The organism is Xanthomonas sp. SI (assembly GCF_014236855.1).
In the GTDB taxonomy this organism is placed as follows: domain Bacteria; phylum Pseudomonadota; class Gammaproteobacteria; order Xanthomonadales; family Xanthomonadaceae; genus Xanthomonas_A.
Map to the genome: position 1 here is coordinate 2,737,995 of NZ_CP051261.1, position 24,115 is coordinate 2,762,109.

Genomic DNA, 24,115 nt, shown 5'->3' on the forward strand with positions numbered 1-24,115 from the left:
AACAGCCGATTAGCCCCTCTCCCCCCGGGAGACGGGTTGGGGAGAGGGTACGGCGCGAAAGCGACTCGCGGAGTTTGGGTGCACGAGGCTGCGCTCGTACCCTCATCCGCCCCTGCGGGGCACCTTCTCCCGAGGGGAGAAGGGAACGGCCGATTAGCCCCTCTCCCACCGGGAGAGGGGTCAGGGTACGGCGCGAAAGCGACTCGCTGAGTTTGGGTGCGCGAGGCTGCGCCCGTACCCTCATCCGGCCCTGCGGGCCACCTTCTCCCGGTGGGAGAAGGGAACAGCCGATTAGCCCCTCTCCCACCGGGAGAGGGGTTGGGGTGAGGGTACGGCGCGAAAGCGACTCGCTGAGTTTGGGTGCACGAGGCTGCGCCCGTACCCTCATCCGGCCCTGCGGGCCACCTTCTCCCGTTGGAAGAAGGGAACAAGCCAGCCGCTCTCCCGGGAGACGGGTTGGCTGAAGATAGGATCAGCCGCATCGATGCAAGACTAAGCGACCCAAGCACACCGCACGAAGATTCTGGCTAACCCCACAGCGCCACAACGGACGTTCAAGCTGTACCGACCCATCAAGGAGTGATCCATGCCGTACGTCGCGCGCAAAGGCCTGTGCCTGCTGTTGTTCTCGCTGTTGTCGGCCGCCGCCGTGCCGGCCTTGGCCCAGATCGCGCCGCAGCGACAACTCCTGGCCCCGCTGCTGAAGACCGATCGCAGCGAGCGCCCGGTCGAGCTGCGCTCGGCGACGGTGAGCGCGCACGCTGCGGCCGGCCTGGCCGAAACCACCGTGGACCTGCTGTTCTTCAACCCCAATGCGCGCGTGCTGGAAGGGCAACTGGCGTTTCCGCTGCGCGACGGTCAGCAGATCAGCGGCTTCGCCTTGGACATCGACGGACAGATGCGCGACGCGGTACCGGTGCCGAAGGCGCGCGGGCGGCAGGTGTTCGAGGCGATTGAGCGGCGCGGCGTGGACCCGGGCCTGGTCGAGCAGACCGCCGGCAACCAGTTCCAGCTGCGGCTCTATCCGATTCCCGCGCACGGCAGCCGCCGCGTGCGCCTGGTCTATCGCGAGTCGCTGCCGCGCACCGCCGCCGGTTGGCAGTGGCGGCTGCCGCTGGGGTATGCGGCAAGCGCCCAGGCGTTGCGCCTGGAGTTGAGTACGCAGGCCGCGCCGGTGGACACCGCGGCGTTGCCTGCGGGCCTGCGCCTGTCGCCGGCACCCGGCGGTTACGCGGCGGCGTGGTCGGGCACGCCAGCACAACTGCCCAGGGAACTGGCGCTGTCGCTGCGCGCGGCCAGCGATCCACGCGTCGCGGTCGGCAGCCACGACGGCCAACGCTACTTCCAGGCGCTGCTGCCGATCGCCGATCTGCACAGCGCACGCCCGTTGCCGCAGCGCATCGGCCTGCTGTGGGATGCATCGGGTTCGGCGCGGCAGCGCGATATTCCTGCGGAACTGGCCTTGCTGCAGCGCTATTTCGCCGCGCTGGGCAACGCGCAGGTCGATCTGATCGTGCTGCGCGACCGCGCCGAGGCGCCGCGCCGTTTCCAGGTGCGCGCTGGCGAGTGGAGCGCGTTGAAAGCGACGTTGCAGGGCCTGCAGCCGGACGGCGCCAGCGCGCTGGGCGATTGGCGGCCGACAGCGGACGTGCAGGAGTATCTGTTGTTCAGCGATGGCCTCGGCAACTACGGCGCGCAGGCCTTGCCGACCTTGGCGCAGGGCCAGCGCCTGTACGCAATCGATTCAGCTGGCGCCCATGCCGATGCGGCACGTCTGGCATCGTCGGCGGAAGCGCGCGGTGGCCGCTTGATCGAGTTGCAGGGCATGCAGGGCGTGCAGCAGGCCAGCGAACGGCTGCTGCAGCGTGGCGGCGAACTGGTGGCGCTGCAGGGCGAGGGCGTCGCCGATCTGGTCGCAGATTCGCGCTACGCCGACGACGGCTATCTGCGCATCGCCGGGCGCCTGCTCGCGGACGATGCGACGCTGCACCTGGAAATCGCCACCGCCGCCAGCACGCGCCGCCTGAGCCTTCCGTTGCGCGACGCCAGCGAGGTGCCGGGCGATCTGGTGCCAGGCGCCTGGGCGCGAGCCATGCTGCGCCGCCTGGCCGCCGATCCGCTCGGCGACGCCGCGCGCCGCCAGCAGCTGGCCAGCCGCTTCGGCCTGGTCAGCGCCGACACTTCGTTGCTGGTGCTGGAGAACGTGGACGACTACGTGCGCTACGACATCGCGCCGCCGCCGGCGCTGCGCGAGGCGGTGGCACGCGCGCAGGCGCAGCGCCAGCAAGAGCAGGGCGAGCAGCGCAAGCAGCGCATCGATCGCGTCGCCGAGGATTTCGCCCAGCGCGTGGCCTGGTGGCAGCGCACGTTCCCGAAGAACGCGCCGCCGCAGCCCAAGCCGCAAGGCGAGGGCGGGGACGCCCGTCGGGAACGGCGGGATGAGGTTTCGCGGCCCGCACCGGTGATGGCCATGGCGCCACCACCGGCACCCGCCGCGCCGATGCCGGCAGCGGAGCCCGCTGAGCTGGAGGCGATGGCCGTCAGCGCCGCGGTTGCGGCACCGGCGGACGCCGAGGCGAACGCCGATGCGCGTGCCGGCGCGCCCGCGTCCACCACGATTTCCCTGGCATTGCAGCCGTGGCAGCCGGATTCGCCCTACGCCCGGCGCCTGCGCGCCGCCGCGCCGGAAGCGGTCTATCCGCTGTACCTGAGCGAGCGCGCCGCGCACGCCGACAGCGTTGCGTTCTACCTGGACGTGGCCGACGTGCTGTTCGAACGCGGCCAGCACGAACTGGCGCTGCGCGTGCTGTCGAACCTGGCCGAACTGCAACTGGAGAATCGCCATGTGCTGCGCGTGCTCGGCTACCGGTTGCTGCAGGCGGGCAGGGCGGACCTGGCGGTGCCGGTGTTCGAGCAGGTGCTGCGGCTGGGCGAGGAAGAGCCGCAGAGCTTCCGCGACCTGGGCCTGGCCTACGCCGCGCGCGGCGACGCGCAGGCCGCGATCGAACAGCTGTACCAGGTGGTCGCGCGCGACTGGGACAGCCGCTTCGACGGCGTGGCGCTGATCGCCTTGAACGAATTGAACGCGATCGTGGCGCGGTCGCAGCAGCCATTGCAGACCGGCTTCATCGACCCACGCCTGCAGCGCAACCTGCCGCTGGACTTGCGCGTGGTACTGAACTGGGACAGCGACAACAGCGACATGGACCTGTGGGTGACCGATCCCAACGGCGAGCGTTGCTATTACGCGCACCGCTCGACCTACCAGGGCGGGCAGCTGTCGCAGGACTTCACCGGCGGCTACGGGCCGGAAGAGTTCTCGCTGCGCCGGGCCAAGCCGGGCAAGTACAAGGTGGAAGCGAATTTCTTCGGCGACCGCCAGCCGCTGGTCACCGGCGCCACCACCTTGCACCTGCAGCTGAGCACCGGCTGGGGCGGCGCCACGCAGCGCGACCAGCAGGTGACGCTGCGGCTGAAGGACCAGAAGGAGACGATCCTGGTCGGCGAGTTCGAGGTGCGCTGAGGCCGTCCGCGCGCCGGCCATTACCGAATGGCCGGCGCGCTAAAATGCGCCATGTCCGAATCGCCAGCCACCAGCGTCTATTCCCGTTTCCTGCCGTGGCGCCGCAGTTTCGAGATCGGCTTCTGGGTCGCGCTGACCCTGGTCAACGGCATCGCCAACAGCATCACCGTGCTGATCGACATCCGCCGCACCGGGCTGCACTTCGCCGCGTGGGAGCCGGCGCTGTGGGAATGGTCCAGCGGCCTGGTGTTCCTGCTGATCGTGCCGATCGTGGTGCTGTTGACCCGGCGCTATCCGCTGCACTGGGACAACTGGCGGCGCCGGTTGCCGGCCTATCTGCTGGGCAGTGTCGCGCTGTCGGTGCTGCACGTGCTGGGCATGGTCGCGGTCCGCAGCGTGGTGTACCGGCTGCAGGACCAGCACTACGACTTCGGCCCGTGGCCGCAGGGGCTGGCCTACGAATACCTGAAGGACGTGCGCAGCCTGGCCTCGATGCTGCTGTGCGTGGAGATGTATCGCTTCCTGCTGCGCCGCTGGCAGGGCGAGGCGGCCCTGCTCGGCGCGCCCGACGAAGGCCCGCCGGTGGAGTCGCTGGAGCGCCCGGAGCGCTTCCTGGTGCGCAAGCTCGGCCGCGATTTCCTGGTCGCCGCCGCCGATATCGAATGGCTGCAGGCCTCGGGCAACTACGTCAACCTGCGCGTGCGCGGCCACGACTACCCGCTGCGCAGCACCATGGCCGCGATCGAGGCCAGGCTCGACCCGGCCGTGTTCGTGCGCATCCACCGCAGCTACATGGTCAACCTGGGCTGCGTGGTCTCGATCGAGCCGCTGGAGGCCGGCGAAGCGCGCGTGCACCTGCGCGACGGCAGCCATGTGCCGTGCAGCCGCCGCTACCGCGCGGCCCTGCGCACGGCGGCCGGCGAGGGCGAGGCGGCGATCGCCGAGTGATCGTGGCCCGGCCCGGCCCGGCCCGGGCGCGGCAGCGCGCGCGCTGTGGCGCGGCGGCCGGAATTGCTAGAATCGCGCTCTTGTTTGCCGTTTGCCGGAATGCCGCCATGATCGAACTCAATCCCATCCGCCACCGCATCGCCGATCTGTCCGATCGGGTGCTGTCGCTCCGGGGGTTTCTTTGACTACGACGTCAAGAAAGAACGCCTAGAGGAAGTCACCCGGGAGCTGGAAAATCCCGATGTGTGGAACGACCCCGAGCGCGCCCAGGGCCTGGGCCGCGAGCGCTCCAACCTGGAGAAGACCGTCGGCGGCATCGCCAGCGTGCTCGACGGGCTGAACGAGGCGCTTGAGTTCCTGGAGCTGGCCGAGAGCGAGGACGACGAGGACACTGCGCTGGCGGTGGTCGCCGATGTCGATCGCTTCCAGGCGCATGTGGAGAAGCTGGAATTCCAGCGCATGTTCTCCGGGCAGATGGACGCCAGCAACGCCTTCGTCGACATCCAGGCCGGCGCCGGCGGCACCGAGGCCCAGGACTGGGCCGAGATCCTGCTGCGCATGTACCTGCGCTGGTGCGAATCGCGCGGCTGGAAGACCGAACTGATGGAAGTCTCCGGCGGCGAAGTCGCGGGGATCAAGTCGGCCACGGTGCGCGTGGAAGGCGATTTCGCCTATGGCTGGCTGAAGACCGAGACCGGCGTGCACCGGCTGGTGCGCAAGTCGCCGTTCGATTCGGACAACCGCCGCCACACCAGCTTCACCTCGGTGTTCGTGTCGCCGGAAGTGGACGACAACATCGACATCGAGATCAATCCGGCCGACCTGCGCACCGACGTCTATCGCTCCTCCGGCGCCGGCGGTCAGCACGTCAACAAGACCGAGTCGGCGGTGCGCATCACCCACATCCCGACCAACATCGTCGTGGCCTGCCAGACCGGGCGCAGCCAGCACCAGAACCGCGACAACGCGATGAAGATGCTCGCCGCCAAGCTGTACGAGTTGGAGATCCAGAAGCGCAACGCCGAGCGCGACGCGGTCGAGGCGACCAAGTCGGACATCGGCTGGGGCAGCCAGATCCGCAACTACGTGCTCGACCAGAGCCGGATCAAGGACCTGCGCACCGGCATCGAACGCACCGACACGCAGAAGGTGCTCGACGGCGACCTGGACGAATTCGTCGAGGCCAGCCTCAAATCCGGCCTGGAAGTCGGCGCCAAACGCAGCGACGCCTGAACCGTCGGCCTGCGCCCACCGTGGCGGAGGCCGGCCCCGCGGCGCAGCCCGCGCATCTGCTGCATCCTCTCCCTTCTTCTCCGCGTACCCATTCCCATGACCGAGCAGACCCCCGCGCCGTCCCTTCCCGTCGACGAGAACGGCCTCATCGCCGAACGCCGCGCCAAGCTGGGAGCGCTGCGCGCGCAGGGCGTGGCCTATCCGAACGATTTCCGCCGCAACGATTACGCCGGCGACCTGCAGGCCGAGTTCGCCGATGCCGAGCGCTGGGGCGCCGAGGCGCTGGAGGCCGAGGGCCGCAACCTAAGCCTGGCCGGGCGCCTGCTGGCCAAGCGGGTGATGGGCAAGGCCAGCTTCGTGCAGCTGCAGGACGAGTCCGGGCGCATCCAGCTGTTCCTGCAGGCCAACGCGCTGGGCCCGGCCTACGACGCGTTCAAGGGCTGGGACATCGGCGACATCATCGGCGTGGAAGGCGGGCTGACCCGCACCAAGACCGGCGAGCTGTCGGTGCGGGCGACGGCGCTGCGGCTGTTGACCAAGGCGCTGCGCCCGTTGCCGGACAAGTGGCACGGCCTGTCCGACGTGGAGCAGCGCTATCGCCAGCGCTACGTGGACCTGATCGTGTCGCCGGAGGCGCGCGAGGTGTTCGTCAAGCGCTCCAAGATTATCCGCGCGATGCGCGCCTGGCTGGACGCGCGCCGTTTCCTGGAAGTGGAGACGCCGATGATGCATTACATCCCCGGCGGCGCCACCGCCAAGCCGTTCACCACCCACCACAACGCGCTGGACCTGGACCTGTACCTGCGCGTGGCGCCGGAGCTGTACCTGAAGCGGCTGGTGGTCGGCGGGCTGGAACGGGTCTACGAAATCAACCGCAATTTCCGCAACGAAGGCGTCAGCACCCGGCACAATCCCGAATTCACCATGATGGAGCTGTACGAGGCCTACGCCACGTACCACGAGGTGATGGACCTGACCGAGAGCGTGATCCGCGACGTGGCCCAGGAGGTGCTCGGCACCACCCAGGTGCACTGGGACGGCGCCGACATCGACCTGGCCCCGGCGTTCCGCCGCTGGCGCATGGACGAGGCGGTGCGTCACCACAACCCCGAGATCAGCGCCGCAGACTGCACCGACCGCGCCGCGCTGCTGCGCCACTGCGAGCGGCTGAAGATCCGCACCAAGCCGTCCTACGGCTGGGGCAAGCTGCTGCTGGAGATCTTCGAGGCGACCGTCGAGCACACCCTGATCCAGCCGACCTTCATCACCGACCACCCGGTCGAGGTGTCGCCGCTGGCCCGTTCCAGCGACACCGAACCCGGCTATACCGACCGCTTCGAGCTGTTCATCAACGGCAAGGAGATCGCCAACGGCTTCTCCGAGCTCAACGATCCGGAAGACCAGGCGGCCCGGTTCCAGGCCCAGGTGGCGGCGAAGGAGGGCGGCGACGACGAGGCCATGCACTTCGACGCCGACTACATCCGTGCGCTGGAGGTCGGCCTGCCGCCCACCGGCGGCATGGGCATGGGCATCGATCGGCTGGTAATGTTGCTTACCGGCAGCAATTCGATCCGTGACGTGCTGCTGTTCCCGTACATGCGCCCGGAGGCTTAATCTAGCCGAAGGCGGCGGTAGCCTTGGCGTGGGGTTCTCGTAGGCGTGGGGTTCTCGTATCGGGCGTCGGCAAGCAAGCGGTTGGCAAGCAAGCGGAAGTGAGGCGGTTGGGTCGGCATAGCCGGCGCCGGAGCGTTTCCCGTTATTGTCTCAGCAGCCCGAAGCCCGTGGGCGAGAGGATCGCAGATGCAAGATGCCAGCATGAGCCTGTCCGGAGTATCCTCCAGCAGCGACCGCCCGGACTGGGCGGAGGGGGCGGACAATCGCTTGAACATCGTCATCGTCGACGATCAGACGTCTGCGCGCACCATGCTGCGCCACGTGATCGAGGACATCGCCCCGGAACTGACCGTGCGCGACTTCGGCGACTCGCAGGCCGCACTGGCCTGGTGCGAGGCCGGCAAGGTCGATTTGTTGCTGCTCGACTACCGCATGCCCGGCATGGACGGGCTGGAATTCGCGCGGCGGCTGCGGCGCCTGCCCAAGCACCGCGACATTCCGATCATCCTGATCACCGTGGTCGGCGACGAGCCGATCCGCCAGGCCGCGCTGGAAGCCGGGGTCATCGACTTCCTGGTCAAGCCGATCCGCCCGCGCGAACTGCGCGCGCGCTGCCACAACCTGCTGCAGCTGCGGCTGCAGAGCGAGAACATCAAGCAGCGCGCGATGTCGCTGGAGCAACGCCTGCTGGCCAGCATGCGTGAGGTCGAGGAACGCGAGCGCGAGACCCTGTCGCGGCTGGCGCGGGCGATCGAGTACCGCGACGCCGGCACCAGCGCCTACCTGGAGCGGATGGCGCACGTGGCCGGCCTGATCGCCGAGCAGCTGGGCCTGTCCGAGGACGAGGTGCGGGTCATCGAGATGGCCGCGAGCCTGCACGACATGGGCAAGATCGCCATTCCCGATGCGGTGCTGCTCAAGCCCGGCAAGCTCAACGAGGAAGAGATAGCGGTGATGCGCATGCACCCGCGCATCGGCTATGAACTGCTCAGCGGCAGCCAGAACCGCTTCATCCAGGTCGGCGCGCTGATCGCGCTGCGCCACCATGAGCGTTACGATGGCAGCGGATACCCCGACGGACTGGTCGGCGAAGCGATCCCGCTGGAGGCGCGGATCGTGGCGGTCGCCGACGTCTTCGACGCGCTGATCTCGCCGCGTCCCTACAAGGAAGCCTGGACCATGGATGCGACCCTCGCCTATCTCTACGCGCAACGCGGCCGCCTGTTCGACCCGCGCTGCGTGGACGCGCTGTTCCGCGGGCGCGAGCAGCTGCATCTGATCTGCGAGAAGTTTTCGAGCGCGTCGGTCCGGCCGGGGGTCGCGCTGTGAAACCGCGGCTGGAATGGATCCGGGCCCGCTTGCGACAGCGCACGGATACCGAACACGGGCAGACGCTGATCCGGGTCGGCATCTTCCTGTGCGTCATCGTCTGCATGACGATCGCCGAAAGGCTGGGTCAGCTCGCGCCCGATGTGTACCTGACGTCGGTGCTGATGAGCGGCGTGGGCGTTCTTGTCGGCCTGGCGCTGTTCGCCGCGATTCTGGCGCGGCCAGGCAAGTCGAACGTGCGGCGCGTCATCGGCATGGTGACCGACTATGGCCTGATGACGGTGGCGATGATCCTGCAGGGAGAACCGCTGGCCTGGCTTTACGTCATCATCATGTGGGTCACGGTCGGCAATGGCCTTCGCTACGGAAACCGTTATCTGATCGGCGCGGTGGTATCCGCCTGCATCAGTTTCGGTTGCGTGGTCCTGCTCAATGGCTACTGGCGCGAGAACGTCACGCTGAGCGCCGGGCTGTGGGCCGGTCTGATTGCGATTCCCATGTATCTGTCGGGGCTGCTGCGGCAGTTGACCCAGGCGACCGCGGAGGCGCGGCGCGCCAGCGAAGCCAAGAGCCGATTCCTTGCCAACATGAGCCATGAGTTCCGGACCCCGTTGAACGGCTTGTCCGGCATGACCGAAGTCCTGGCCACCACCAAGCTGGACGCGGAACAGCGCGAGTGCGTGGGCACCATCCAGGCGTCCGCGCGAAGTCTGCTGTCCCTGGTGGAAGAGGTGTTGGATATTTCCGCCATCGAGGCGGGCAAGATCCGCACCGAGAAGCATGATTTTTCGCTGCGCGAGACTCTGGCGCAGATCGGCTTGATCCTGCAGCCGCAGGCGCGCGCCAAGGCGCTCGGCTACCACCTGGAGGTCGCGGCCGATGTGCCCGACCATGTGCGTGGCGACGCGGGGCACCTGCGGCAGATCCTGTTGAACCTGGCCGGCAACGCGATCAAGTTCACCAACATGGGGCGGGTGGATATCCGTGTCCGGATACAGCGCAACGACGCCGGCGAGCCGTTCCGGTTGAGTTTCGACATCGTCGACACGGGGATCGGCGTGCCGCCCGCGATGCGCCCGCGCCTGTTCGAGGCGTTCGAACAGGCGGACGTGGGCCTGTCCCGGCGTTACGAAGGCACCGGCCTGGGAACCACGATCGCCAAGGGACTGGTCGAAGCGATGGGCGGCAGCATCGGTTACCAGGAGAGTCCTCCGCGCGGTAGCCGCTTCTGGTTCGAGCTGCCGTTCGAGGCCGCAGCCGCCGCGCCGCTGACCAGCAACGCTCGGGATGGCGCAAGCGAAGAAGAACCGTCGCCGAGCGGCAACATCATCGCGTTCACGGATCCGTTCCTGCGCCATCGCGCGCGGGTGCGTAGCATGCGCATCCTGGTTGCCGACGATCATGCGGCCAACCGCATGGTGCTGCAGCGCCTGCTGCAGAAGGCCGGCCATCGCGCGATCTGTCTCGATGGTGCGGAAGCGGTGCTCGATGCGCTTGCCGAGACCGATTTCGATGCCGTCATCGTCGATCTGCACATGCCGGGGATGAGTGGCCTGGACATGCTCAAGCACTTGCGGATCATGCAGGCCGGCCGTTCGCGCACACCGGTCGTGGTGCTCAGCGCGGACGTCACGCCTGAGTCGATTCACCGCTGCGAACAGGCCGGCGCACATACGTTCCTGGCCAAGCCGGTGGTCGCCTCGCGGCTGCTGGACACGCTGACGGATATCGCCACGGACGGCAGGTTGCGCCCGGCCGAACCGCAATCGCGGCTTGCCAAGGAGGGGGTGTTGGATTCGTCCGTACTCGACGAGCTGGCTGGCCTGGGCATGGGTGACGGATTCGAGCGGGAATTCATTTCCCAATGCCTCAACGATGCCGATGGCTGCCTAGGCGGAATGCAGATGGCGGGCGAGTCCGAGAATTGGGAGCGGTTGCGCGAACATGCGCACGCGGTAAAGGGCGTGGCGAGCAACCTGGGGCTGGTGAAGATGGCCAACCTTGGCGGCGAACTGATGCGCATGGCGGATTGGCAGATGCGCAGCGAGTGGCGGCAATGCCTGGCGACGCTCAATGCCAGCCTGACCGAGGGCAGGGAGGTGCTGGACCTGCGGGCGCTGCGAAGCAGCCAGCAGGACGGCAACGAACTGCGCTGAGGGAAAGCCCGGCATTCGGCCGGGCCCGGGCCCCCTTCCGGTCTGAGTCTTCTAGGCGAGCGCGGCGACGTTGTGCGCGCGCCGCGTCTGGGCCCGCACCAATCGGTCCATCATGCGTAGCGACTTGTCGTCTAACGCAAGCGCCGCGTCTACCCAGACTTCGGTGATGGCCATCAGTTCCCGCAACGACACGTGTTGCGAAATGCGGCGCGCCGCGTTCATCGCGAGATAGGACAGCTTGCTGCGCTGCTGGATGCGGATCAGTTCCTCGACCGCCGCCTTTCCCTCGCCCCTGGGTACCAGGATGTCGACCACGCCGAGTGCATGCATCTGCTCGCTGCTGTAGACCGTTCCTTCCAGAATGATCTTCTCGGCCAGCTGCGGCGATACGCGCTGGCACAGGAAGGAGTAGGCGCCCATGCCCGGAAACAGGCCGAACATCACCTCCGGCAAGCCCATGCCGACGCCTTCCTCCGCCACGATGGTGTGGCATGCCAGCGCCATCTCCAGGCCGCCGCCCAGGGCGTCGCCCTGCAGCAACGCGATGGTCCGCACGTCGCCGCCGAGGCCGGTATGCAGGGTATGCACGCCTTCCACGCAACGCTTGGCGTAGGCGAGCAAGCTGTCCCTGTCGCGCAAGCGAATGAGCTGGGTAAACAGTTCCAGGTCTCCGCCGAGGTTGAACACGTTCGCATCCGAGGCCAATACGAAGTGCCGCAGTTGCCCGCGCTGCAGCGTATTGCCGCCGCTCAGGGTGATCGCATCGGTAAAGCTCCACATGTCGTCGAGCAGATCGTCCCTGAAGCACGGGCGGGCGCCGACGGCCGCATCGTTGTGCATGAACATCCAATGCGCGTTGCCATCCGCGCTCGACTCGACGCGGATGGTGGGGAAGCTCGGGTTGAAGAAGCGTTTGTCAACGTTCATGGGATTTCCTCGGTGTTTTGGTTGGCAGCGGAACGGCGTGCGCGGCGCCGGGGGGACGGCGCGCGAGCCGATGCTACACCTACGGAAACAGAGGACTGATGGCGCCTTGGACGGAGAAATTCACGTCTTGTGGCGGGCATGGCTGGCCACAGCCATGCGTCTTGGCGGCAGGGCCGAGAAGCGAGGGTAACGGCGGAGTGTGTCTGGCCTGCGCCCGCCGCGCGGCGTGGACCTGGAGTCCACGCCAGTGGCGACCTAGGCGGCCGGCGGGCTGTCGCGCAATTCCCGCCGCAGGATCTTGCCGACGTTGGTCTTGGGCAGTTCCTTGCGGAACTCGACGATGCGCGGATGCTTGTAGCCGGTCAGGTTGGCGCGGGCGTGGGCCTTGACGTCCTCGGCGGTGAGGTTGGGGTCCTTCTTGACGATGACCACCTTGACCACTTCGCCGGATTTCTCGTCCGGCACGCCGACCGCGGCCACTTCCAGTACGCCGGGCATCATCGCGATCACGTCCTCGACCTCGTTCGGGTACACGTTGAAGCCGGAGACCAGGATCATGTCCTTCTTGCGGTCGACGATATAGAAGAAGCCCTGCGGATCCATCCGTGCCATGTCGCCGGTGTGCAGCCAGCCGTCGGCATCGATCGCGCCGGCGGTTTCCTCGGGGCGGCGCCAGTAGCCCTTCATCACCTGCGGGCCCTTGATGCACAGCTCGCCGACGTCGCCGGGCGCCATGATCTGGCCCTGGTCGTCCTTGACGCAGGCGTCGGTGGACGGGATCGGCAGGCCGATGGCGCCGTTGTATTCCTGCAGCGTCAGCGGGTTGATGCAGGCGGCGGGCGAGGTCTCGGTCAGGCCGTAGGCCTCGACCAGGGTCAACCCGGTCACCTGCTTCCAGCGCTCGGCCACGGCGCGCTGCACCGCCATGCCGCCGCCCAGGGTGAACTTCAACGTCGAGAAATCCACCTTGTCGAAGCCGGGCGTGTTGAGCAGGCCGTTGAACAGCGTGTTGACCCCGGTGAAGGCGGTGAAGCGGGTCTTCTGCAACTCCTTGACGAAGCCGGGCATGTCGCGCGGATTGCTGATCAGGTGGTTGAGGCCGCCGAGCTTCATGAACACCAGGCCGTTCGCGGTCAGCGCGAAGATGTGGTACAGCGGCAGCGCGGTGATGATGACTTCCTTGCCTTCCTCCAGCTTGCCGGTCGCCGCGATCCAGGCGCCGGCCTGCAGCATGTTGGCGACCAGGTTGCGGTGGGTCAGCATCGCGCCCTTGGCCACGCCGGTGGTGCCGCCGGTGTACTGCAGGAAGGCGATGTCGTCCGGTTCGATGTCCAGTTGCGGCAGCGTATGCAGGCGGCCCAGGGTCAGCGTGTCGCGGAAGCGCACCGCGTTGGGGATATCGTAGTCGGGTACCAGCTTCTTGACGTACTTGAGCACGAAGTTGACCAGCGCGCCCTTCGGAAAGCCGAGCATGTCGCCCAGGCCGGTGGTGATGACCTGCTTGAGCTGCGTGTCGGCCAGCACGTCCTGCACGGTCTTGGCGAAGTTGTCGATCACCACGATCGCGCTGGCGCCGGAGTCGATCAGTTGGTGGCGCAGTTCGCGCGGCGTGTACAGCGGATTGACGTTGACCACGGTCATGCCGGCCAGCAGCACGCCGAAGGTGGCGATCGGGTACTGCAGGCAGTTGGGCATCATCAGCGCGACGCGGTCGCCCTTCTTCAGCTGCAACTCGCCCAGCAGATAGGCGGCGAAGTGCCGGGCCAGTTCGCCGGCCTCGCGGTAGGTCAGGGTCTTGCCGAAGTTGCAGTAGGCCGGACGGTCGCCGAACTTGGCGACGGAGGTTTCGAAGACGGCGGCGACGGATCGGTACTCGTTGACGTCGATCTCGGCGGGAATGCTGGCCGGATAACTCTGCAACCACGGACGTTCCTGACTCATGTACTCCCCCCTCGTGTGGAATGCTGCCGCACGCCGACGCAACGCTGCGGCGTGGCGAGTGGCAGGATACCGTCCCGCATGGAAAAGGCGAAACCTGGAGAAAATCCGATGCGACAGGCATGGGCGTGGGGATGGGGATGCGCGTTGCTGCTGGCCTTGCCCGGCTGCCAGCGCGATTCGGCGGAACAGCGGCTGCGCAAGGACATCGCCGCGATGCAGGAGGCGGTGGAGGAACATCGCCTGCGCGATGCGATGGCCGCGGTGGCCGAGGATTTCGCGGGCGAGGCGGGGATGGATCGTGCTGCGCTGCACAACCTGTTGCGCGCGCAATTCCTGGCCAACGCGCGGATCGGAGTGAACACCGGACCGCTGTCGATCGCGCTGCAGGGCGACGACGCTACGGTGCGGTTCGACGCGGTGGTCAGCGGCGGCGACGCGCGTTTGCTGTCGGAGCGGATGCAGCGCTACGCAGTGGTCACCGGCTGGCGCGAGCAGGACGGGCGCTGGCGGCTGCGGCATGCGCATTGGAGTGCGGTGCCGTAGCGAGCCGCGGGTAGGGCGAAGCCGCAATCGCCCCGTTCGGGAAACGGGGCGCCTTCAATGCTGTCGTTGTGGCGGGCAAAGACCCGTTATTTCCAAACGCCATGCAGATGAGCGGGCGTGCGCGCGAGCGGCAGTGCATACCCGCGCGCGCATGCGCGGCGCCCGTGCAGGACGCCGCGCATGCCATGGCCGCTCAGGCCGCCTTGCGCGCCGCCAGCTGGCGCAGCACGTACTGCAGCAGGCCGCCGTGCTTGAAGTACTCCACTTCCTTCGGCGTCAGCAGCAGCACCTTGACCTGGAACTGCTTGACGCTGCCGTCGGCCTTCTTCGCATCGACCGTGGCACGCTTGCTGGCGCCGTCCTGCAAGCCGGTGATGTCGAACACCTCCGAACCGTCCAGGCCCAGCGACTGCGCGTTCTCGTTGTCCAGGAACTGCAGCGGCAGCACGCCCATGCCGACCAGGTTGGAGCGGTGGATGCGCTCGAAGCTCTCGGCGATCACCGCCTTGACCCCGAGCAGGTTGGTGCCCTTGGCCGCCCAGTCGCGCGAGGAGCCGGTGCCGTATTCCTTGCCGGCCACGACCACCAGCGGCACGCCGTTGGCCTTGTACTTCATCGCCGCGTCGTAGATCGCCAGCTTCTGCGGCTGCGCGCCATCGGGTCCGCGGTACAGCGTGTTGCCGCCTTCTTCGCCGCCGAACATCAGGTTCTTGATGCGGATGTTGGCGAAGGTGCCGCGCACCATCACGTCGTCGTTGCCGCGGCGGCTGCCGTAGCTGTTGAAGTCGGCCGGCTGCACGCCGCGTTCCTGCAGGAAGCGGCCCGCCGGCGAGTCCTTCTTGATGTTACCGGCCGGGGAGATGTGGTCGGTGGTGATCGAGTCGCCGAACAGGCCGAGCACGCGCGCGCCGTGCACGTCGTCGACAGTGCCGACCTGCATGGTCATGCCGTCGAAGTAGGGCGGGTTCTTGATGTAGGTGGACGCCGCGTCCCAGGCGTACAGTTCGCCGTCTGGCGAGGCGATCGCGGCCCAGCGGCTGTCGCCCTTGAACACATCGGCATAGTTCTGCTTGAACATCTCCGGGCCGACGGTGGCGGCGATGGTGTCGCCGATTTCCTTGTTGCTCGGCCAGATGTCGCGCAGGTACACCGGCTCACCGTCGCTGCCGGTGCCGAGCGGGTCGCGGCTCAGGTCGATGTCGGTGGTGCCGGCGATGGCGTAGGCGACCACCAGCGGCGGCGAGGCCAGGTAGTTCATCTTCACTTCCGGGTGTACGCGGCCTTCGAAATTGCGGTTGCCCGACAGCACCGAGGCCACCACCAGGTCGTCCTTGGCGATCGCCGCCGACACGTCGTCCGGCAGCGGGCCGGAATTGCCGATACAGGTGGTGCAGCCGTAGCCAACCACGTAGAAACCAAGTCGTTCCAGGTCGTCCATGACCCCGGCCTTCTTCAAATAATCGGTGACCACCAGCGAGCCCGGCCCGAGCGAGGTCTTGACCCACGGCTGCGCCTTCAGGCCCTTGGCCACGGCGTTGCGCGCCAGCAGGCCGGCACCGAGCATCACCGCCGGATTGGAGGTATTGGTGCAGGAGGTGATCGCGGCGATCACCACCGAGCCGTCGCGCAGCTGCCAGCCGGCGCCGCTGTCTTCGGCGGTCTCGGCCTGCGCGGCCTTGGCGCCGACCGCGGTGCCGCCGCCGCCTTCGTTCTTGAGCCGGTCTTCCTGCTTGAGGTCGCTATGGCGCTTGTGGCGCGCTTCGGCGAAGGGCACCAGGTTGTCGCGGAAATTGCGCTGCATGTCTTCCAGCAGCACCCGGTCCTGCGGCCGCTTGGGCCCGGCCAGCGACGGCTTGACCTCGGCCATGTCCAGTTCCAGCGTGGCGCTGTAGGCGGCGTGCGCGGTGTCGGCGTCGTGCCACAGGCCCTGCGCCTTGGCGTAGGCCTCGACCAGCGCGATCTGCTCCTCGCTGCGCCCGGACAGGCGCAGGTAAGTCAGCGATTCGGCATCGACCGGGAAGATGCCGCAAGTGGCGCCGTATTCCGGCGCCATGTTGCCGATGGTGGCGCGGTCGGCCAGCGGCAGGTGCTGCAGACCCTCGCCGAAGAACTCGACGAACTTGCCGACCACGCCGTGCTTGCGCAGCATCTGCGTCACCGTCAGCACCAGGTCGGTGGCGGTGGCGCCTTCGGGCAGCCTGCCGGTCAGCTTGAAGCCGACCACCTGCGGAATCAGCATCGACGAGGGCTGGCCGAGCATCGCCGCTTCCGCTTCGATGCCGCCCACGCCCCAGCCGAGCACGCCGATGCCGTTGATCATGGTGGTATGGCTGTCGGTGCCGAACACCGTGTCCGGATAGGCGATCGTCTCGCCGTCGTGCTCGCCGGTCATCACCACCCGCGCCAGGTGCTCGAGGTTGACCTGGTGCACGATGCCGGTGTTAGGCGGCACCACCTTGAAGTTGTCGAACGCCTTCTGGCCCCAGCGCAGGAAGCCGTAGCGTTCCTTGTTGCGCTGGAATTCGATCTTACCGTTGAGGTCGAGCGCATCGGCCTTGCCGAACACGTCCACCTGCACCGAATGGTCGATCACCAGTTCCGAGGGGATCAGCGGATTGATCTGCTCCGGGCGCCCGCCGAGCTTGACCACCGCATCGCGCATCGCGGCCAGGTCGACCACGCACGGCACGCCGGTGAAGTCCTGCAGCACCACCCGCGCCGGCATGAACGCGATCTCGGTGTCGGGCTCGGCCTTGGGATCCCACTTCGCCACCGCCTCGATATGGTCCTTGCCCACGGTCACGCCGCCGTCTTCGTGGCGCAGCAGGTTTTCCAGCAGGATCTTCAGCGAGTAGGGCAGGCGGCCGATGTCGAAGCGCTCGGCGAGCTTGGGCAGGCTGTAGTAGGCGTAGCGTTTGCCGTTGACCTCGAGCGAGGCACGGGTGGAAAAGGAATCGCTCATCACGGAACTCCTATGGCGTCGCGGCTGTAGGGACTGCGGTCATTCTGACCGATTCAGTGTGTACGGAGGGTGTGACCGGGACTGTATGCGGGCTTGAGTATGACGCTTCAAGTATGTAAAATTCGTGCATACCTTGCGGAGTTCGCCCATGGAAGCCACCGTCGCCGAGCGCGGTCAGATCACCTTGCCCAAGGCCGTACGCGATGCGCTGGGACTGAGCAAGGGCACCATCCTGAAGGTGGAGCTGGACGGCGGCCGCATCATCCTGCGCAAGAGCGTGGACGATGCGATCTCGCGCGCCCGCGGCCGCTTCAAGCTGGACGGCTTCGCCAGCACCGACGAGGCGATGCGCGCGATCCGCGGCCGCGCGCCGGGCGATCCGTTCGGATCCGACCCCAAGGCATGATCGCGATCGACTCGTCCGTGCTGGTGGACCTGCTGGCCGACGGCCCGCAGGCCGATGCCGCCGAAGCCTGCCTGCGCCAATGCCTGAGCACCGGCCCGGTGGTGGTGTGCGACATCGTCCTGGCCGAAGTCTGCGGCGCGTTGCGCGACGGCGCCGAGGCGCTGTCGGTGCTGGAGGACATGAGCATCCGCTTCAATGCGCTGGAGGCCAAGTCGGCGTTGCGCGCCGGCGAGATGCAGCGCCGTTTCCGCGCCCGCGGCGGCCAGCGCGAGCGGGTGGTGGCCGATTTCCTGATCGGTGCCCACGCGCTGCTGCAATGCGACGGACTGATCACCCGCGACGACGGCTTTTTCCGCGACTACTTCAAGGGCCTGAAGATCATCGTGCCCAAGCCGTCCGCCTGACGCCGCCATTCGTTTCCCGCTTACCGCTCACCCCTACCGAAATTTCCGGAGAACCCGCATGTTGGAAGCCTACCGCCACCACGTCGCAGAGCGCGCCGCGCTCGGTATCCCGCCGCTGCCGCTGAGCGCGCAGCAGACCGCCGAGGTCGTCGAGCTGCTGAAGCAGCCGCCCGCCGGCGAAGAGCAGTTCCTGGTCGAACTGCTGAGCCAGCGCGTGCCCGCCGGCGTCGACGACGCGGCCAAGGTCAAGGCCTCGTACCTGGCCGCGCTCGCCTTCGGCAGCGAGCAGTGCGCGCTGATCTCGCCCAAGCGCGCCACCGAACTGCTGGGCACCATGCTCGGCGGCTACAACATCCACCCGCTGATCGAGCTGCTGGACAACGCCGAACTCGGCGCGGTCGCCGCCGAAGGCCTCAAGCACACGCTGCTGATCTTCGATGCGTTCCACGATGTGCAGGAAAAGGCCGAAGCCGGCAACGCGCACGCCAAGGCGGTGCTGCAGAGCTGGGCCGACGCGGAGTGGTTCACCAGCAAGCCGGAAGTGCCGCAGAGCCTGACCGTCAGCGTGTTCAAGGTGCCGGGCGAGACCAACACCGACGACCTGTCGCCGGCGCCGGACGCGACCACGCGTCCGGACATCCCGATGCACGCGCTGGCGATGCTGAAGAACAAGCGCGACGGCGCCGCGTTCGTGCCGGAAGAAGACGGCAAGCGCGGCCCGATCCAGGCGATCGCCGAGCTCAAGGCCAAGGGCCACCTGGTCGCCTACGTCGGCGACGTGGTCGGTACCGGTTCCTCGCGCAAGTCGGCGACCAATTCGGTGCTGTGGTGGACCGGCGAGGACATCCCGTTCATTCCGAACAAGCGTTTCGGCGGCGTGTGCCTGGGTTCGAAGATCGCGCCGATCTTCTACAACACCATGGAAGACGCCGGCGCGCTGCCGATCGAGCTGGACGTGTCGCAGATGGAGCACGGCGACGTGGTCGAGCTGCGTCCGTACGACGGCAAGGCGCTGAAGAACGGGCAGGTGATCGCCGAGTTCGCGATGAAGTCGGACGTGCTGTTCGACGAAGTGCGCGCCGGCGGCCGCATTCCGCTGATCGTCGGCCGCGGCCTGACCGCCAAGGCGCGCGAGTTCCTGGGCCTGCCGGCCTCGGATCTGTTCCGCCTGCCGATGGTGCCGCCGGATACCGGCAAGGGCTTCTCGCTGGCGCAGAAGATGGTTGGTCGCGCCTGTGGTCTGCCGGAAGGCGAGGGCATGCGCCCGGGCACCTATTGCGAGCCGAAGATGACCTCGGTGGGCTCGCAGGACACCACCGGGCCGATGACCCGCGACGAGCTGAAGGACCTGGCCTGCCTGGGCTTCTCCGCCGACCTGGTGATGCAGTCGTTCTGCCACACCGCCGCGTATCCGAAGCCGGTGGACGTCAAGACCCACCACACCCTGCCTGAGTTCATCTCCACCCGCGGCGGCGTGTCGCTGCGTCCGGGCGATGGCGTGATTCACAGCTGGCTCAACCGCATGCTGCTGCCCGACACCGTCGGCACCGGCGGCGATTCGCACACGCGTTTCCCGATCGGCATTTCGTTCCCGGCCGGCTCCGGCCTGGTCGCGTTCGCCGCCGCCACCGGGGTCATGCCGCTGGACATGCCGGAGAGCGTGCTGGTGCGCTTCAAGGGCGAGATGCAGCCGGGCGTGACCCTGCGCGACCTGGTCAACGCGATCCCGCTGTACGCGATCAAGGATGGCCTGCTGACCGTGGCCAAGCAGGGCAAGAAGAACATCTTCTCCGGCCGCATCCTGGAGATCGAAGGGTTGCCGAACCTGAAGGTGGAGCAGGCGTTCGAATTGTCCGATGCCTCGGCCGAGCGTTCGGCGGCCGGCTGCACTGTGCACCTGGACAAGGCGCCGATCATCGAATACCTGACCAGCAACATCACCCTGCTGCGCTGGATGATCGCCGAGGGCTATGCCGACGCGCGCACCCTGGGCCGCCGCATCAAGAAGATGGAAGAGTGGCTGGCCGATCCGCAGCTGCTCGAGCCCGATGCCGACGCCGAGTACGCCGCGGTGATCGAGATCGATCTGGCCGATATCCATGAGCCGATCGTGGCGTGCCCGAACGACCCGGACGACGTCAAGACGCTGTCCGAAGTCGCCGGCGCGGCGATCGACGAGGTGTTCATCGGCTCGTGCATGACCAACATCGGCCACTTCCGCGCCGCGGCCAAGCTGCTGGAAGGCAAGCGCGACATCCCGACCCGCCTGTGGGTCGCGCCGCCGACCAAGATGGACGCCTCCGAGCTGACCAAGGAAGGCCACTACGGCACCTTCGGTGCGGCCGGCGCGCGCATGGAAATGCCGGGCTGCTCGCTGTGCATGGGCAACCAGGCGCAGGCGCGCGAGGGCGCCACGGTGTTCTCCACCTCCACGCGTAACTTCCCGAACCGCCTGGGCCGCAACACCAACGTGTACCTGGGTTCGGCGGAACTGGCTGCGATCTGTTCGCGTCTGGGCCGCATCCCGACCAAGGACGAGTACATGGCCGACGTGGGCGTGATCAAGACCAGTGGCGAGCAGATCTACCGCTACATGAACTTCGACCAGATCCAGGAATACCAGGACGTGGCCGATACGGTCGCCGCCTGATTTAGGCGCTCGAACGCTGTAACGAAAAAGCCCGGCGATGCCGGGCTTTTTCGTTTGCGCTTGGCCCTGCAGCAGGGCCATGCCGATGCGGCGAAAATACTGGCGCCGACGCCGAAGGTCGCACCGGCACCGCCCTGCTGATCCAAAGCCCCTCTCCCCCCGGGAGAGGGGTTGGGGTGAGGGTACGGCGCGAAGCGTCTCGCGGAGTTGGGTGCACGAGGCTGCGCCCGTACCCTCATCCGCCCCTTCGGGGCACCTTCTCCCGAAGGGAGAAGGAAACAGCCGCTTGGCCCCTCTCCCCTCGGGAAAGGGGTTGGGGTGAGGGTATGGCGCGAAAGCGACTCGCTGAGTTTGGGTACATGAGGCTTCGCGCGTACCCTCATCCCTCCCTTCGGTTCGGTCGCGTCGTGCTGCCGGAGCGGTTCGCATCTGGATCTATCGCAGCGCTGGCCGGCATTCCGACTTCGTTGGTCGCGGTTGAAACCGCTCCTACAGTGCACCCAGCATGCTCTCTGTATGAGAGGTTCAACTGCAACCGGTTGCGTAACGACAAGCACTCAGGCGCTTTCCACCCGGTTGCGGCCGTGTTCCTTGGCCCGGTACAGCGCCTGGTCGGCGAGGTTGGTCAGGCGCGTGCTCGACAGGTCGGACCGCGGCCATTTGCTGGCGCAGCCGATGCTGACCGTCACCAGCCGATGGTGTGCGCCCGGGGCGTGCGCCACCGCGCAGCCCAGCACCGCCTGGCGCAGCCGTTCGCCGACCGCATGCGCCGCCTCGCTGTCGCAGCCGGGCAGCAGCGCCACGAATTCCTCGCCACCGTAGCGCGCCAGCACGCCGTCCTCGCGCAGTTGCGCGGCCATCGCCAGGGCCACCACGCGCAGGCAGTCGTCGCCGGCCAGATGCCCGTAGTGGTCGTTGAAGCGCTTGAATTCGTCGATGTCGATCATCAGCAGCGCCAACGGCCGCTGCTGCGCCTGCATCTGTTGCCACAGCCGTTGCTGGCTTTCGACGAAGTGGCGATGGTTGGCGATGCCGGTGACCGGGTCGCGCTGCGCCTGGTCGGCGAGGCGGCGGTTGGCCTGCTCCAGTTCCTGGGTGCGGGTGCTCACCAGTTGCGCCAGCAGGTCGCGCTGGCGGCGCAGCCGATAGCCGTGCACGCGCCAGCCGAGCAGCAGCGCGGAAATCAGCGCCACCGCTGCGGCACCCCAGCTCAGCGGCGACAGATACCACGGCGACGGCTGCCGGAAGCGCAGCCGCGCCGGCGTGGTCGACCAGGCGCCGGTATCGCTGCGCGCGATGATTTCAAGGGTGCTGTCGTCCCACGGCAGCAGCGCAAAGTGCAGGCTGCGCTGCGCGCCTATGTCGGTCCACGCCGGGTCCTGTCCCGGGCGGGTCAGCCGGTAGCGGAAGCGGGTCTTCTCCGGCGCACTAAGGTTGATCGCGGTGAAGCCCACTTCGATGTCGTGGCTGTGCGGCGGCAGGCGCAGCTCGGTGGCCAGCGGCACGCTGCGGCCGCCGACGTCGAGCGACTGGATCCGCACCGGCGGCGCCTGCACGCGGCGCTGGCCGAGCGCCAGCGGATCGATCTCGGCGAAGCCGGAAATCAGCGGGAACCACAGCTTGCCGGCGGCGTCGCGCAGGCACGCCGGCTGGCCGCCGCCGTTGGTTTCGGCCGGTTCCAGGCCGTCGCTTTCGGAAAAGCCGATCGCGCTCAACTCCTCGCTGCCGGCGGCGGCCTTGGCCAGTTCCTCCGGCAGCAGCAGGGAAATGCCGCGGTTGCCGCTGAGCCACAGCCCGCCGCGCGCGTCGGCGACCATGCACGAGACCACGTCGTCGAACAGGCCGCTGCCGCGATCGAAACGCTGCACGCGGCCGTTGCCGATGCGGTTGAGGCCGCCGCCATAGGTGCCGATCCACAGCGTGCCGTCGGGCTGTTCGTACAGCGAGCGCACGAAGCGGCTGGACAGGCCGTTGCCGGTGTTCCAGCGTTCCACCACCCGTTGCCGCCGCCAGCGCACCACGCCTTCGCCGCCGGCCAGCCACAGGCCGCCCTGCTGCGCCGGCTGGATCAGGGTGACGCTGCCGGGCAGGCCGGGGAGGCGCTGCGGCGTGCCGGTCTCGCCGCCGGCGCCGACCGGGATCGCGTACACGCCGTGGCCGCTGGCGACCAGCAGCTTGTGCTTGGCGGTGCGGTACAGGGCGCGGATCGGCAACTGGTCCGGCCACTGCGCGACCAGCCGCGGCGCCTGGCTGCGGTAGGCGTCGTTGTCGCGGTCGGCGTGGTCGTCCTGCGCGTCGGGCGGCAGATAGCCGACGCGGCCATCGACGGTGCCGATCCACACGCCGCCGGCCTCGTCGCGGTGCAGCGACCACACGCATTCGTTGCCGAGCGCGGATTGCAGCGACCAGCGGCGCAGGCGTCCGCTGGGCGCGTCCCAGTGCCGCAGGCCGCCGCACACGGTGCCCAGCCACAGCCCGCCGCTGCCGTCGCCGATCACCGGCAGCCCGGGCAGGTCCATGCCCTGCTGCGGGTCGTTGAGCAGGCCGATGCGCGAGCGCGCGATGCGCAGCAGGCCGCGCGCGTTGCTGCCCAGCCACAGGTTGCCGTCGCGGTCGCTGAGCAGGCTGCGCGACGCCGGCAGCGCCGGGGTCGCCAACGGACGTAGCCCGCCGCCATCGTCGTCGTCGCGGAACAGCTGTCCATCGACATCGACCGCCCACAGCCGGTGCTGCGCATCGCGCGCCAGCGCCTGTGCGCCGCGTATCGGTGCCGCTGTCGGCAGCCACTGCCGGCGCAGCGTGTCGTAGCGGTACAGGGCCGCGCCGGCGCCGACCCACAGCACGCTGCCTTCGCTGTGCAGCGAACTGACCCGGGTTTCCGCGGCCGGCAACGGCACCGCTTCGCGGCGTCCGTGGCGCAGCCGCCACAGGCCTTGCCCACCCAGGTAGAGTTGCCCGTCGCCGCCGAGCGCGGCGGCCATGTCCAGCGCCTGCGGCTGCTGTTCGAGGGTGCGCAGGGTGCGCGTGTCGATCCGGTAGGCGCCGGCGCTGCTGAGGACCCACACGCTGCCGTCGGCCGCGGCGACGAAGCGGCGGATCAGGCAGCGGCCGCCGCACACGTCCAGGCGCAGGAAGCGGCCGTCGCGGTAGACGCTGACGCCGGCGTCCTCGCTGCCGATCCACAGCTGGCCGCGCTCGTCTTCCAGCAGTTGCAGGATCCGGTCGCTGGACGGACCGCTGCCGGCCAGGCTGCGGTAGACGCTGAACTCGCTGCCGTCGAAGCGCGCCAGCCCGCCGAAGGTGCCCAGCCACAGGAAACCGTCGCGGTCCTGCACGATCGCGTTCACCGAATTCTGCGGCAGGCCGTCGTGGGTGGAGAACCGGCGCACGACGTCCGGATAGGCAGGACGCAGCGTCTGCGCGGCGAGCGCAGCACTGACGGACCACAGCAGCAGCGACAACAGGAAGCGGATCGGCAT

At 68.0% G+C, this 24,115-nt stretch carries 15 protein-coding genes; 11 read left to right on the plus strand and 4 right to left on the minus strand.

The window, feature by feature from the left end; translation table 11 throughout:
* Positions 1 to 586 precede the first annotated feature (586 nt).
* From HEP75_RS11420 to HEP75_RS11450, 7 genes are all read left to right on the plus strand, one after another.
* Entirely contained in the window at positions 587 to 3,523 is a 2,937-nt protein-coding gene (locus tag HEP75_RS11420) for a VIT domain-containing protein (RefSeq protein ID WP_185823629.1), read from the plus strand.
* 51 nt (positions 3,524 to 3,574) lie between these two features.
* Positions 3,575 to 4,471: a LytTR family DNA-binding domain-containing protein gene (locus HEP75_RS11425; RefSeq protein ID WP_185820197.1), complete on the plus strand. Its 897-nt coding sequence runs from the start codon at positions 3,575 to 3,577 to the stop codon at positions 4,469 to 4,471.
* Positions 4,468 to 4,656, plus strand: coding sequence for a hypothetical protein (locus HEP75_RS11430; protein WP_185823630.1), 189 nt, complete (start codon positions 4,468 to 4,470; stop codon positions 4,654 to 4,656). Before HEP75_RS11425 ends, HEP75_RS11430 begins: the two co-directional genes overlap by 4 nt.
* Positions 4,579 to 5,704, plus strand: a protein-coding gene (prfB, locus tag HEP75_RS11435; protein ID WP_185812969.1) for a peptide chain release factor 2 whose coding sequence is annotated in 2 segments (ribosomal slippage) — positions 4,579 to 4,653 and positions 4,655 to 5,704 — 1,125 coding nt in all. Because the reading frame shifts where the segments join, the coding sequence is not laid out codon by codon here. Before HEP75_RS11430 ends, prfB begins: the two co-directional genes overlap by 78 nt.
* Positions 5,705 to 5,800: 96 nt before the next feature.
* Positions 5,801 to 7,318 carry a lysine--tRNA ligase gene (gene lysS, locus HEP75_RS11440; protein ID WP_185823632.1) on the plus strand — a complete coding sequence of 506 codons (1,518 nt, stop codon included), beginning with the start codon at positions 5,801 to 5,803 and terminating at the stop codon, positions 7,316 to 7,318.
* A gap of 186 nt (positions 7,319 to 7,504) precedes the next feature.
* On the plus strand, positions 7,505 to 8,647 hold the full coding sequence (locus HEP75_RS11445) for a two-component system response regulator (protein WP_185823633.1): 1,143 nt from the start codon (positions 7,505 to 7,507) through the stop codon (positions 8,645 to 8,647).
* Positions 8,644 to 10,803: an ATP-binding protein gene (locus HEP75_RS11450; RefSeq protein WP_185812966.1), complete on the plus strand. Its 2,160-nt coding sequence runs from the start codon at positions 8,644 to 8,646 to the stop codon at positions 10,801 to 10,803. The genes HEP75_RS11445 and HEP75_RS11450 overlap by 4 nt, the downstream gene beginning before the upstream one ends.
* A 51-nt stretch (positions 10,804 to 10,854) precedes the next feature.
* Here HEP75_RS11450 and HEP75_RS11455 read toward each other — a convergent pair whose 3' ends face one another.
* Positions 10,855 to 11,730 (minus strand): crotonase/enoyl-CoA hydratase family protein, encoded by an 876-nt coding sequence (locus HEP75_RS11455; protein WP_185823634.1) that lies wholly within the window; start codon positions 11,728 to 11,730, stop codon positions 10,855 to 10,857.
* A 255-nt stretch (positions 11,731 to 11,985) separates the two neighbouring features.
* Positions 11,986 to 13,671: a long-chain fatty acid--CoA ligase gene (locus HEP75_RS11460; RefSeq protein ID WP_185823635.1), complete on the minus strand. Its 1,686-nt coding sequence runs from the start codon at positions 13,669 to 13,671 to the stop codon at positions 11,986 to 11,988.
* A 108-nt stretch (positions 13,672 to 13,779) separates the two neighbouring features.
* Here HEP75_RS11460 and HEP75_RS22295 point away from each other — a divergent pair, with 108 nt between their 5' ends.
* Positions 13,780 to 14,214, plus strand: coding sequence for a nuclear transport factor 2 family protein (locus tag HEP75_RS22295; RefSeq protein WP_255423830.1), 435 nt, complete (start codon positions 13,780 to 13,782; stop codon positions 14,212 to 14,214).
* A gap of 193 nt (positions 14,215 to 14,407) precedes the next feature.
* Here the strand turns inward: HEP75_RS22295 and acnA are convergent, their stop codons facing one another.
* Entirely contained in the window at positions 14,408 to 17,176 is a 2,769-nt protein-coding gene (acnA, locus tag HEP75_RS11470) for an aconitate hydratase AcnA (protein ID WP_185823636.1), read from the minus strand.
* A gap of 148 nt (positions 17,177 to 17,324) precedes the next feature.
* On the opposite strand from acnA, the gene HEP75_RS11475 reads away from it, so the two are divergent.
* Genes HEP75_RS11475 through acnB form a run of 3 tightly spaced genes read left to right on the plus strand, consistent with a single transcriptional unit; the run spans position 17,325 to position 20,636 of the window.
* Positions 17,325 to 17,582, plus strand: a complete 258-nt coding sequence (locus HEP75_RS11475; protein WP_185812962.1) for an AbrB/MazE/SpoVT family DNA-binding domain-containing protein — start codon at positions 17,325 to 17,327, stop codon at positions 17,580 to 17,582.
* Positions 17,579 to 17,986 (plus strand): type II toxin-antitoxin system VapC family toxin, encoded by a 408-nt coding sequence (locus HEP75_RS11480; protein ID WP_185812961.1) that lies wholly within the window; start codon positions 17,579 to 17,581, stop codon positions 17,984 to 17,986. Before HEP75_RS11475 ends, HEP75_RS11480 begins: the two co-directional genes overlap by 4 nt.
* A gap of 58 nt (positions 17,987 to 18,044) precedes the next feature.
* On the plus strand, positions 18,045 to 20,636 hold the full coding sequence (gene acnB / locus HEP75_RS11485; protein WP_185812960.1) for a bifunctional aconitate hydratase 2/2-methylisocitrate dehydratase: 2,592 nt from the start codon (positions 18,045 to 18,047) through the stop codon (positions 20,634 to 20,636).
* 557 nt (positions 20,637 to 21,193) lie between these two features.
* Here the strand turns inward: acnB and HEP75_RS11490 are convergent.
* Positions 21,194 to 24,115, minus strand: a complete 2,922-nt coding sequence (locus HEP75_RS11490; protein ID WP_185823637.1) for a diguanylate cyclase — start codon at positions 24,113 to 24,115, stop codon at positions 21,194 to 21,196.